We start from the raw sequence: 12,430 nt of genomic DNA, 5'->3' as shown, positions 1-12,430 counted from the left end.
ATCATGGCCCAGCCCACCACCGGCAACGTCAACCTGCCGACCGAGACCGCGCGCGAGGTACTCACCGTGCGCCGCGTCTTCGGGGACGCCTACGAGCGTGACGGGGTCACCGTCATCCCCGTCGCCAAGGTCATGGGCGGCAGCGGCATGGGCTTCGGCAGCGGCGCCATGGGCAAGGAGCAACAAGGCGCCGGCGAGGAGCGGCAGGCAGCCGCCCCGGACCGGCCCGCGGCGGGCGAGCACGGCGGGCACCGGCGTCCGGGCGCCGGGGAGGGGTCTGGGGGAGGCGGCGGGTTCGGGGTGCGGGCCCGGCCGGTGGGCGTCTACGTCGTCAAGGACGGGAAGGTGTCCTGGCAGCCGGCGCTCGACCTCAACCGGGTGATCCTCGGCGGGCAGATCGTCGCGACCGTCGCGGTCGTCGCCCTGTCCTGGGCGTTGCGCCGTCGGCGGTTCACCCGGCGCTGATGCCGACGGCCGCACTCGTGCCGGCACCGAACGCCCGGATGTTCCTGGCCCAGCCGCCGGACGGCGACGCGTGGTTCGGGCCGTTGCAGTCGTGGACCGGGCCAGCGGGCTCGTGGTCGGCGGGATCGGGCTGTTCGGCCACCTGACACCGGCGGCACGGTGCAGCTCGGCTATGGCGTGGCACCGGAGGTGGAGGGACAGGGTAATGCCACCGAGGCGCTGTGCGGCCTGTTGAGGCATGCCTTCGCCACCGGTCGGCGCCGGACCGGCGCACCATCGCCGACACCTCGTTTGCTCGGGTCGACGTCCGATCCGGTCGGGGACACGGTGTCCGTTGAACTGGTGGCACAGGCACCAGGTGCGTCCGGAAGCCGGTTCACGCCGGTTCGGGGCCGGCCCGGTGTCACGTGTAGCGCACATCACCGCAGGCCCTGGCGCCAGCCGCTGTTCCGCGGACCCACCGCCGCACGTTTCCGGCGTCTCACATGGCGGTCACGATCCCGTAACGATGTCACCGGTTATTTCGTTCCGGGCCACCCTCGCGCCTATTGTTTCGGCATCCCGCGCCAGCGAGGCGGCCGTGCCGTGTTGCACTGCGGCCCGGTGCCGGGCCAGAGCGAACAGCTCAGCTATCAGGAGGAACATTGAAGACCAGGCGTATGGCTGGCGTGGCCGCCTCGATCCTCGCCGGATCGCTCGTGCTCGCCGCGTGCAGCTCCAGCAGCCCTGACGACAACGCGTCGGAGGGCGCTGCCACCGAGGGTGGTGCCAGCACCGGCGTCGTCACCGCGAACGGCAGCGAGCCGCAGAACCCGCTGATCCCGACCAACACCAACGAGGTTGGCGGCGGCAAGATCCTCGACCTCATCTTCGCGGGTCTCGTGTACTACGACGCCGACGGCGCCGTGCACAACGAGGTCGCCGACTCCATCGAGACCGAGGACAACCAGAACTACACGATCAAGATCAAGGAAGGCTGGAAGTTCACCGACGGGACGCCGGTGACCTCCAAGTCCTTCGTCGACGCGTGGAACCAGGGCGCCCTGCTCAGCAACGGCCACCTGTCGAGCTACTTCTTCGAGCCGATCGAGGGCTACTCCGACACGGAGGACTCCGAGCTCACCGGGCTCAAGGTCGTCGACGACCAGACCTTCACGGTCAAGCTCAAGCAGCCCGAGGCCGACTTCCCGCTGCGCCTGGGCTACTCGGCGTTCTTCCCGCTGCCCCAGGCGGCGTTCGACGACCCCGAGGGCTTCGGCGAGAACCCGGTCGGCAACGGCCCGTACAAGCTGGCCGGCGACGGCGCATGGCAGCACAACGTCCAGATCGAGCTCGTCCCGAACGAGGACTACGCCGCGGACCGCAAGGCCCAGAACGGCGGCGTGACGATCAAGTTCTACGACACGCAGGACGCGGCCTACAACGACCTGCTGTCCGGCAACCTCGACGTGCTCGACGCCGTGCCCGACTCGGCGTTCGGCACCTTCGAGCAGGAGCTGGGCGACCGTGCGGTCAACCAGCCGGCGGCGATCTTCCAGTCCTTCACGGTCCACCAGGAGCTGAAGCACTTCGCGGGCGAGGAGGGCCAGCTGCGTCGGCAGGCCATCTCCCACGCGATCAACCGCCAGGAGATCACCGACACGATCTTCCAGGGCACCCGCACCCCGGCCTCGGACTTCACCTCCCCGGTGATCGACGGCTGGTCGGACTCCGTGCCCGGCTCCGAGGTGCTCGAGTTCGACCCGGAGAAGGCCAAGGAGCTGTGGGCCGAGGCCGACAAGCTCTCCCCGTGGGACGGCAAGTTCACCCTCGCCTACAACTCCGACGGCGGCCACCAGGCCTGGGTCGACGCGACGATGAACTCCATCAAGAACACCCTGGGCATCGAGGCGGAGGGCCAGCCCTACGCCCTCTTCGCCGACCTGCGCACCGACGTGACCGACCGCAAGATGACCGGTGGCTTCCGCACCGGCTGGCAGGCGGACTACCCGGCCCTCGGTAACTTCCTCGGCCCGATCTACGGCACCGGCGCCGGCTCGAACGACGGCGACTACTCGAACCCCGAGGTGGACGACCTGCTGAAGCAGGCCGCGGCCGCCCCGTCCATCGAGGAGTCCAACGCGCTGTACCAGAAGGTCCAGGAGATCCTCTTCAAGGACCTCCCGGCCATCCCGCTGTGGTACTCGAACGTGACCGGCGGCTACGCCGAGACGGTCGACAACGTTGAGTTCGGCTGGAACAGCGTGCCGCTGTACTACGAGGTCACCAAGGCCGAGTGATTCGGCCCCCTCACGGGGACCGCTGACAGCAGCACACACACGGTTGGGGGCGGGACCTCTCGGTCCCGCCCCCAACCTCTTTTTGCGGTAAGAGTCACGCCAAGAACGGCTACACGGATTCCGTCTCGGACGGTGCCGGGGCGTATCGTCGGACGGCGTGCCTGGCGGCTGCCTGGGTGCAGCCACGACATCAACGAGGAGGCGACTCGATGCTCTCGTACATCGGGCGCAGGGTCCTGCAGGTGATCCCTGTGTTCCTGGGGGCCACGCTGCTGATCTACTTCATGGTCTTCGCCCTGCCCGGCGACCCCGTGGCCGCCCTGGGCGGTGACCGCGGGCTCTCCGAGGGTGTGCAGGCGCAGATCCGGGAGCGGTACAACCTGGACGAGCCGTTCATCGTCCAGTACCTGCTCTACCTCAAGGGCATCTTGAGTCTCGACTTCGGCGTGACCTTCTCCGGCCGCGACGTCATGGACGTGATCAAGGAGGCCCTGCCCGTCACGTTCAAGCTGGGCGTCATGGCGCTGATCTTCGAGGCGATCTTCGGCATCGTGCTCGGCCTGATCGCGGGCCTGCGCAAGGGCGGCTTCTTCGACGGCACCGTCCTCGTCATCTCCCTGCTGGTCATCGCGGTGCCGACCCTGGTCATCGGCTTCGTGCTCCAGTTCGTCGTCGGCGTCCAGCTCGGCTGGCTGCCGACGACGGTGGGGGCCAAACCGACGTTCATCAGCCTGCTCATGCCGGCCGTGGTGCTCGGCGCCGTCTCCCTCGCGTACGTGCTGCGCCTGACCCGCACCTCCGTGTCCGAGAACCTCACCGCGGACTACGTGCGCACCGCGACCGCCAAGGGCCTCTCCCGCCGGCGGGTCGTCACCGTGCACGTGCTGCGCAACTCGCTCATCCCGGTGGTGACCTTCCTCGGCGCCGACCTCGGCGCGCTCATGGGCGGCGCCATCGTCACCGAGGGCATCTTCAACATCAACGGCGTCGGCGGCACGCTGTACCGGGCCATCGGCCAGGGCGAGTCCGCCACCGTCGTGTCGCTCACCACCGTGCTCGTGCTCGTCTACATCGCGGCGAACCTGGTGGTCGACCTCCTGTACGCGGCCCTGGACCCGAGGATCCGTTATGCCTGACATCGTTCACACGGGCCCCGGTGCGGGCCCCGCCCCCGTGACCGTCCGTCGTCACCAGGAGCACTTCTTCGCCGAGCTCGACGAGACCGGTCTCGGTGCCGTCGACGCCGTCGCGGAGTCCGGTGCACCCTCCAGCATGTGGAGCGAGGCATGGGCCAAGCTCCGCCGTCAGCCGATGTTCTGGGTCTCTGCCGTGATCATCGTGCTGGTCTGCGCCGTCGCGGCCTTCCCGCAGCTGTTCACCTCCCAGGACCCGAAGTTCTGCGAGCTGGCCAACAGCTACGGTGAGCCGACGGCGGGCCACCCGTTCGGTTACACCCGGCAGGGCTGCGACATCTACGCCCGCACCATCTACGGGGCGCGAGCCTCGGTGACGGTCGGCGTGCTCGCGACCCTCGCCGTGTTGATCATCGGCACCGTCATCGGCGCGATCGCCGGCTTCTTCGGCGGCTGGTTCGACACGATCCTCTCGCGCATCACCGACATCTTCTTCGCGATCCCGCTGGTGCTGGCCGCGATCGTCGTCATGCAGATCTTCAGCGGCAGCCGCACCTCGGTGACCGTGGCCGCGGTCCTCGCCTCCTTCGGCTGGACCCAGATCGCCCGCATCACGCGCGGGTCGGTGATGAGCGTGAAGAACAACGACTACGTCACCGCCGCGAAGTCGCTCGGCGTCAGCCGCACCGCGGCGCTGGCCCGGCACATCCTGCCCAACGCCGCCGCGCCGATCATCGTCTACACCACCGTCGCGCTCGGCACGTTCATCGTCGCCGAGGCCACGCTGAGCTTCCTCGGCATCGGCCTGCCGCCGTCGGTCGTGTCCTGGGGCGGCGACATCCAGCAGGCCCAGACGGCGCTGCGGTCCCAGCCGTCGGTGCTCTTCTACCCGGCCGGTGCCCTGGCCCTGACGGTGCTCGGCTTCATCATGATGGGCGACGCCGTGCGCGACGCCCTCGACCCGAAGGTGCGGGAGCGATGACCACGACGAACCAGAAGACGGCGCCGGTCGCCACCGGGCTGGACCCGCACGCCCCGCTGCTGGAGATCCGCGACCTCGAGGTGGCGTTCCGCTCCTCCACCGGCCTGGTGCCCGCCGTGCGTGGCGCGAACCTGACGATCTACCCCGGCCAGGCCGTGGCGATCGTGGGCGAGTCCGGCTCCGGCAAGTCCACGACGGCGCACGCCATCATCGACCTGCTCCCCGGCACCGGCAAGGTGACCGGCGGGTCGATCAAGTTCCTCGGCCGCGACCTCGCCACGGCCTCCCGCAAGGAGATGGAGGCCCTGCGCGGCAAGGAGATCGGCCTGGTGCCCCAGGACCCGATGTCCAACCTCAACCCGGTGTGGAAGATCGGCTACCAGGTCAAGGAGGCCCTCACCGCCAACGGCATGGACCGCGCCGACGCCAAGGAGCGCGTCAACGAGGTCCTCGCCCAGGCCGGCCTGCCCGACGCCGAGCACCGCGCCAAGCAGTACCCGCACGAGTTCTCCGGCGGCATGCGCCAGCGTGCCCTCATCGCCATCGGGCTGGCGGCGCGGCCCAAGCTGCTCATCGCCGACGAGCCCACCTCGGCGCTCGACGTCACCGTCCAGCGCCAGATCCTCGACCACCTCGAGCACCTCACCAAGGAGCTCGGCGCGGCGGTGCTGTTCATCACCCACGACCTGGGCCTGGCCGCCGAGCGCGCCGAGCACCTCGTGGTGATGCACCGCGGCCGCGTGGTGGAGTCCGGCCCGTCCCGGCAGATCCTGTCCAACCCGCGCCACCCCTACACCCAGCGGCTCGTCTCCTCGGCGCCGTCGCTAACCTCACGGCGCATCCAGAGCGCCAAGGAGCGTGGCGAGGAGTCGGAGGAGCTGCTCGCCGACGTCGACGCGGCCGTCAAGGCGCCGAACATCGTCGAGGTCGAGCACCTCACCAAGGAGTTTCACCTGCGCGGGGCCGTGCCGGGCGCCGGCCGGACGTTCAAGGCCGTCGACGACGTCTCCTTCGCGATCCCGCGCGGGGCGACGATGGCCCTGGTCGGGGAGTCCGGCTCGGGCAAGTCGACGGTCGCGAACATCATGCTCAACCTGCTCGAGCCGACCTCCGGCCGGGTGGTGTTCGAGGGCACCGAGGTGGGCAAGCTCGGCAAGCGCGAGCTGTTCACCTTCCGCCGTCAGGTCCAGCCGATCTTCCAGAACCCCTATGGGTCGCTGGACCCGATGTACTCGATCTTCCGCACGATCGAGGAGCCGCTGCGGGTGCACAAGGTCGGCGACAAGAAGTCGCGCGCCGCGAAGGTGGCCGAGCTGCTCGAGATGGTGGCCCTGCCCAAGTCCACGATGCGGCGGTACCCGAACGAGCTCTCCGGCGGTCAGCGCCAGCGCGTCGCCATCGCCCGGGCGCTGGCCCTGCAGCCCAAGCTCATCGTGTGCGACGAGGCGGTCTCCGCGCTCGACGTGCTCGTGCAGGCGCAGGTGCTGACCCTGCTCAACGACCTGCAGGCCGAGCTCGGGCTGACGTACCTGTTCATCACCCACGACCTGGCGGTGGTCCGGCAGATCGCCGACTTCGTCGCGGTCATGGAGAAGGGGCGGATCGTCGAGCAGGCCACGACGGACGAGGTCTTCGACCGCCCGTCCCAGCCCTACACCCGCGAACTGCTCGCGGCGATCCCCGGCGCCAGCCTCCAGATGGAGGTGGCGGGGCCGGCGGGCCCGTGAGCCGACGGCGCAGCCTGGGCGAGCCCCGGTCCCCACGAGGGGCCGGGGCTCGCCGCTTCCCGGAGGCACGCCGCCGCTCCGGCCGCAGCCAGATTGGCAGCCAGTCGCAGCCAGAGTGGCTAGCCGGGCGCGGGAGGAGCGCCGCCGCTTCCGGACGCTGACCGGCATGTACCGTGGGCCACGTCCTGGCGCGACCCACGAAGGCTGGCCGATGCTCCGCTACCTCGCCCGCAGGTCGGCGGGGTACGCGCTGCTGCTCGTCCTCGCCGTCAGCCTCACCTACCTCCTCGCCGCCAGCGTGCTCGACCCCCGCTCCCTGTACGAGTTGCGCAACCCGCCACTGCCGCCCGAGGCCGTCGAGGCCACGCTGCGCGCGGCCAACCTCAGCGACGCCGTCCCGCTCGCTGAGCGGTACCTGACCTGGCTGCGCGGCGTGGCCACCGCCTGGGACTGGGGCCGCACCCCCACCGGGGCCAGCGTGAATGCCGAGGTGGGCGCGCGGCTGTGGGTCTCGCTGCGGCTGGTCACCCTCGGCACGCTGCTCGGCACCGTCGCCGGCGTCGCGGTCGGCGCCTGGGCCGCCGTGCGCCACCACCGCGCCGGTGACCGGCTGGTCACCCTCGCCGCCCTGGTCGTCATCTCCACGCCCACGCTCGTCCTCGCCGTCGTGCTGCAGATCGTCGCCGTGCGCGTCAACGCCGCCGCCGGCGTCCAGGTGTTCGAGTTCCTCGGCGAGAGCGGCGCCCACGGCCCGGGCTGGCTCGCGGCGACGGGGGACCGCCTGCAGCACCTCGTGCTGCCCACCCTCACCCTCGCCGCCGGGCAGGCCGCGTTCTTCAGCCGGATCCAGCGCGGCCTCCTCCTCGACACCCTCGGCGCCGCCTACGTGCGCGCCGCCCGGGCGCGGGGCCTGCGCCGCGCGGTCGCGGTGCGCCGGCACGCCCTGCGCACCGCGCTGGTGCCCACCGGGACCTACCTGGCCTACACCGTGACCACGCTCGTGCTCGGCGCGGCCTTCGTCGAGTCCGTGTACGGCTGGCACGGGATGGGGATCTACGGCGTGCAGGCCATCGCCGGCCAGGACGTCAACGGCACCGTGGCCGTCGCCGCGTTCGGCGGGGCGTGCGTGCTCGCCGGCGCGCTGCTCGCCGACCTGCTCACCGTCGCCCTCGACCCGCGGGTGCGGCTGTCATGACCCCGCCGCTCCCGCTCGCCCCGGCCCGCCCCGCCCGCGGCCGGCTCGTCCTGCGGCGCCTGCGCCGCGACCGCCCCGCGCTGGCCGGCCTGGCGGGGCTGGCCGGCCTCGTGGTCCTCGCCGCCATCGGCCCCGTGCTGGCCCGCTGGGGCGCCGGGGAGGTCGACGCCCGCGCGTTCCTCGCCGCCCCGAGCGCCGCCCACTGGTTCGGCACCACCCAGGCCGGGCGCGACGTCTTCGCCCTGACCGTCGCCGGTCTGCGCACCTCGCTGCTCGTCGGGCTCGGCGCCGGGCTGCTGCAGACGGCGATCGCCGCCGTCGTCGGCACCCTGGCCGCCTACCACGGCGGCTGGCCCGACCGGGCGCTGCGCTGGGTGGTGGACCTGCTGCTGGTCGTCCCGTCCTTCTTCCTCGTCGCGATCGTCTCGGTGGGCACCGGCGGCCGGGCGGGCTCCGTGCTGCTCCTCGTCCTGGTGCTCGCCGGGCTGGGCTGGATGCTCTCGGCGCGGGTGGTGCGGGCGGCCACGCTGACCCTGACCGGGCTGGACTACGTCACCGCCGCCCGGTACATGAACGTCCCTGCGCACCGGATCATCGGCCGGCACATCCTGCCCAACCTCTCCTCCCTCCTGGTGGTCGACGCCACCCTCGCCGTCGCCGGCGCCGTGCTGGCGGAGTCCTCCCTGTCCTTCTTCGGCTTCGGGGTGCAGCCCCCGGCGACGTCGCTGGGCACGCTCATCGCCGAGGGGCAGCGCACCGCGACCACCTTTCCGTGGGTCTTCCTCGCCCCGGCCGGCACGCTGGTGGCCCTGCTGACCTGCGTCAACCTCGTCGGGGACGGCCTGCGCGACGCCCTGGACCCCTCCGACGGCGGGCGCGCGTGAGCGCCCGGCCCGCCCTGGAGATCGCCGGGCTGGACGTGCGCCTGCGCTCGGCCGACGGCGTGGTGCACGCCGTGCGCGGCGTGGACCTGGCGGTGGCGCCGGGGGAGGTGCTCGCCGTCGTCGGCCGGTCCGGCTCGGGCAAGTCCGTCACCGCCCTCGCCGCGCTGGGGCTGCTGCCCCCGTCGGCCCGCGTCACCGGCTCGGTGCGGCTGGGCGGGGAGGAGCTCCTCGGCCGCGGCGACGCGGAGCTGTCCCGGGTGCGCGGCGCCCGCATCGGGTTGGTCGAGCAGGACGCCCAGGCGGCGCTGACCCCGGTGTACCCGGTGGGCGAGCTGCTCGTCGAGGCGCTCCAGGCCCACCGCCGGATCGGCCGCGCCGCGGCCCGCGCCCGCGCCGTGGAGCTGCTCGAGCTCGTCGGCCTGGACCGGCCGTCCGCCCGGTTCGGCGCCTACCCGCACGAGCTCTCCGGCGGCATGCGCCAGCGGGTGGCCATCGCCCTGGCCGTCGCGAACGACCCGGAGGTGCTCATCGCCGACGAGCCGACCTCCGCCCTCGACGTCACCGTCCAGGCGCAGCTCCTCGACGTGCTGCGCACCGCCCGGGAGGAGGCCGGTGCCGCGCTCGTGCTCATCACCCACGACCTGGGCGTGGTGGCCGGCCTGGCGGACCGGGTCGCCGTCATGGACGCCGGGCGGGTGGTCGAGGACGGCGACGTCGAGCGCGTCTTCGCCCGCCCGCGCGCGGCCGCGACGGCCGCCCTGCTCGCCGGCGTGCGCCGGGCCGCGCCCGCCGAGCGCCCCGCCCCGCGCGCGGACCGCCCGGTCGTGCTTCGCGTGCACGACCTCCGCCACCACTTCCCGCTGCGCCGGCCCGGGCTGCTGCGCCGGCGCGCCGGCACGGTCCGCGCCGTCGACGGGGTCAGCCTCGAGGTGCGCGCGGGGGAGGTGCTCGCCCTGGTGGGGGAGACGGGCAGCGGGAAGTCCACCACCGTGCGCGCCGTCCTCGAGCTCACGGCGCCCCAGGGCGGCACCGTGGAGGTGCTCGGCCGCGACGTGGCCCAGCTCGACCGGGCCGCCCGGCGGGCGCTGCGCCGCGAGGTCCAGGTGGTCTTCCAGGACCCCGACGCCGCGCTCGACCCGCGCCTGCCCGTCGCCGACCTCGTCGCCGAGCCGCTGCTCGCGGACGGGCGCCGCGGGGAGGCGGTGGCCCGGCGGGTGGCGGAGGTCCTCGACCTCGTCCGGCTCGAGCCGGCGCTCGCCCACCGCTTCCCCCGCCACCTCTCCGGCGGGCAGCGCCAGCGGGTGGCCATCGCTCGGGCGCTGGCCCTGCAGCCCCGCCTGCTCGTGCTCGACGAGCCCGTCTCCGCCCTCGACGCCCCGGTCCAGGCCGACATCCTCGACCTGCTCGCCGACCTGCGCGCCCGCCTGGCCCTGAGCTACCTCCTCGTCTCTCACGACCTCACCGCGGTGCGGCGCCTGGCGGACCGCGTCGCCGTCATGCACCTGGGCCGGATCGTCGAGGCCGGCGCGGCCGCCGCGGTGCTGAACCGCCCCGCGCACCCCTACACCCAGGCGCTGCTGTCCGCGGTGCCGCTGCTGGACCCCGCCGTCGAGCGCCGCCGGCCCCGCACCCTGCTCGTGGGGGAGGTGCCCTCGCCGGTGGACCCGCCCGCGGGGTGCCGCTTCCGCACCCGCTGCCCGCTCCACCTCACCCTCGACGACGCCGCCCGGGCCCGCTGCCGCGCCGAGGACCAGCGCCTCGCCGCCCTGGGCCCGGACCACCAGGCGGCCTGCCACGCGGTCGGGCGACACGCGGTGGAGTGAGACGCGCCGGTCCCGTGCCCCCAGGACGTGGTTCAGTACTGCCAGGACGCTGCACGGCCGGAACCCCTCCATCGGTCTGCCGTGTCCCTGGAGGAGGACACCCACCGATGAGAAGGCGTGCGACAGCACTGCTCACCGGCGCGGCGCTGGCGCTCGCGCTCGTGGGCTGCGCCGCGGACGACGGAACCGGGCCCGGGCCGGCCCCCACCACCGCGGGCGAGCTGGCCGATGTCAACGCCACCCCCCGCGACGGGCTCGCCGAGGGCGGCACGCTGCGCCGCGCCGTCGAGCGCCTGCCCGCCCAGTGGAACCCGCTGCACGTGGCCGGCGGCGACGTGTCCGCGTCCGAGATCCGCGGCCCCATCAGCGTCACCAACTGGGACACCGACGCCCGTGGCGTCACCACCCCGAACGACAACTTCGTCGTCGACGTCGAGGACGAGGTGGTCGACGGGCAGGAGGTCGTCACCCTTCACCTCAACCCCGACGCCGTGTGGAACAACGGCGAGCCCATCACCTGGGAGGACTACGCCGCCACGGTCGACGCCTGCTCCGGGGGACGGCCCGACTTCGAGTGCGCCACCGGAGCCTTCGCGGCCGTCGAGTCCGTCGCGCAGGGCGAGAGCGAGTTCGAGGTCGTCGTCACGTTCGCCGCGACGTTCCCGGACTGGCCGGCGCTGCTGGGCACCGTGCTGCCCGCCGAGGGCGTGGCCGACGCCGAGGCCTTCAACACCGGCTGGCTCGACCACCCGGAGGAGTGGTTCACCGGCCCCTTCCGCATCGGCGAGGTCGACACCGCCCAGCAGGTCGTCACCCTGGTGCCCAACGAGCGGTGGTGGGGCCCGGCGCCGAAGCTCGACACGATCGAGTACCGCGCCGTCTCGGCGGACGCCGCGGCCACCGCCTTCGCCAACCACGAGCTCGACGTCCTCGACATCGGCGCCGACGCCAACGCCTACGAGCGCGCCCGGGCGGTGCCCGACGCCGAGGTGCGCCGCGCCGCCGGGCCCGACTGGCGCCAGATCACCTTCAACACCACCGCGGGTCCCCTCGCCGACCCCGCCGTGCGCCAGGCGATCGCGCGGGCGATCGACCGCGACGCCGTCGCCGCCTCCAGCCTGGCCGGGCTGCCGGAGGACCTGCAGCGCCCGCTGAACAACCACATCTTCATGCAGGGCCAGGACGGCTACGAGGACAACGCCGGGGAGTACGCCTACGACCCGGACGCTGCGGCCGCCCAGCTCGACGACGCCGGCTGGGTGCTCGACCCCGCCACCGGCGTGCGCGCGCGCGACGGGAAGTCGCTGACGCTGCACTACACCGTCTTCAGCGGGGTGCCCGCCTCGACCAACGAGGGTCAGCTCGTCCAGGCCCAGCTCAAGGAGGTGGGCATCGCCGTCGTGCTCGACCCGGTGCCCGAGACCGCCCTGGGCCAGGTGCTCGGCGAGGGCGACTTCGAGCTCGTCAGCTTCTCCTGGTACGGCTCGCCGTACCCGCTGCTGGGCGTGGCGAACCTCTACGGCGACCCGGCCACGACGCCGATGAACTACGCCCGCCTGGCCGTGCCCGGCCTGGACGACCTCCTCGGGCAGATCATGACCGAGACCGACCACGCCACCCGCCTCGACCTGGCCGACCGGGCCGACGAGCTGCTCTGGGAGGCCCTGCCGATCCTGCCGCTCTACCAGCGGCCGCAACTGGTGGCCACGGCGAGCGACCTGGCGAACGTCGGCGCGGCCGGGCTCGGGTCCACCCGGCCCGAGGACTGGGGCTACGTCAGGTAGCCGGCACCGGCCCGGTCAGAGCGCGACGGCGAGGACGGCCAGCGCGATCGTCGCGCCGAGCAGCCCCACCGCCAGGGCGTTGACCCGGGCGCGGGGCGCGTCGGAGCCGGCCGCGCCCGCGCCAGCCGCGGCGGCGGCCGCCCCCGCGGCCGCCCCGG

The 12,430-nt window shown here is 73.0% G+C and carries 9 protein-coding genes; all 9 read left to right on the top strand.

Annotation, left to right across the window (positions count from 1 at the left end):
• Positions 1-3: 3 nt before the first annotated feature.
• The 9 genes from GD970_RS12650 (at position 4) to GD970_RS12610 (ending at position 12,272) form a co-directional block, all read left to right on the top strand.
• A complete protein-coding gene (locus tag GD970_RS12650; protein ID WP_152203263.1) occupies positions 4-465 on the top strand; it encodes a spore germination protein GerW family protein in 462 nt (153 codons plus the stop codon).
• Positions 466-1,124: 659 nt separating this feature from the next.
• The gene (locus GD970_RS12645; RefSeq protein WP_152203311.1) at positions 1,125-2,744 is read left to right on the top strand and encodes a peptide ABC transporter substrate-binding protein; all 1,620 of its coding nucleotides are present in this window, start codon (positions 1,125-1,127) and stop codon (positions 2,742-2,744) included.
• A gap of 209 nt (positions 2,745-2,953) precedes the next feature.
• Complete coding sequence (locus tag GD970_RS12640; RefSeq protein WP_152203262.1) at positions 2,954-3,880, top strand: ABC transporter permease; 927 nt, start codon at positions 2,954-2,956, stop codon at positions 3,878-3,880.
• Complete coding sequence (locus GD970_RS12635) at positions 3,873-4,859, top strand: ABC transporter permease (protein WP_152203261.1); 987 nt, start codon at positions 3,873-3,875, stop codon at positions 4,857-4,859. The genes GD970_RS12640 and GD970_RS12635 overlap by 8 nt, the downstream gene beginning before the upstream one ends.
• Positions 4,856-6,586, top strand: a complete 1,731-nt coding sequence (locus tag GD970_RS12630) for a dipeptide ABC transporter ATP-binding protein (RefSeq protein ID WP_152203260.1) — start codon at positions 4,856-4,858, stop codon at positions 6,584-6,586. Before GD970_RS12635 ends, GD970_RS12630 begins: the two co-directional genes overlap by 4 nt.
• 211 nt (positions 6,587-6,797) lie before the next feature.
• Positions 6,798-7,781 (top strand): ABC transporter permease, encoded by a 984-nt coding sequence (locus GD970_RS12625; protein ID WP_152203259.1) that lies wholly within the window; start codon positions 6,798-6,800, stop codon positions 7,779-7,781.
• Positions 7,778-8,665 carry an ABC transporter permease gene (locus tag GD970_RS12620; protein WP_152203258.1) on the top strand — a complete coding sequence of 296 codons (888 nt, stop codon included), beginning with the start codon at positions 7,778-7,780 and terminating at the stop codon, positions 8,663-8,665. Before GD970_RS12625 ends, GD970_RS12620 begins: the two co-directional genes overlap by 4 nt.
• Positions 8,662-10,488 (top strand): dipeptide ABC transporter ATP-binding protein, encoded by a 1,827-nt coding sequence (locus GD970_RS12615; RefSeq protein ID WP_226925324.1) that lies wholly within the window; start codon positions 8,662-8,664, stop codon positions 10,486-10,488. The genes GD970_RS12620 and GD970_RS12615 overlap by 4 nt, the downstream gene beginning before the upstream one ends.
• Positions 10,489-10,595: 107 nt before the next feature.
• Complete coding sequence (locus GD970_RS12610; RefSeq protein ID WP_152203257.1) at positions 10,596-12,272, top strand: ABC transporter family substrate-binding protein; 1,677 nt, start codon at positions 10,596-10,598, stop codon at positions 12,270-12,272.
• Positions 12,273-12,430 lie beyond the last annotated feature (158 nt).

This window comes from Georgenia thermotolerans (assembly GCF_009193185.1).
GTDB lineage: Bacteria > Actinomycetota > Actinomycetes > Actinomycetales > Actinomycetaceae > Georgenia > Georgenia thermotolerans.
Note: the sequence above shows the minus strand (reverse complement) of the source record. Positions and strands in the feature narration are given on the sequence as shown.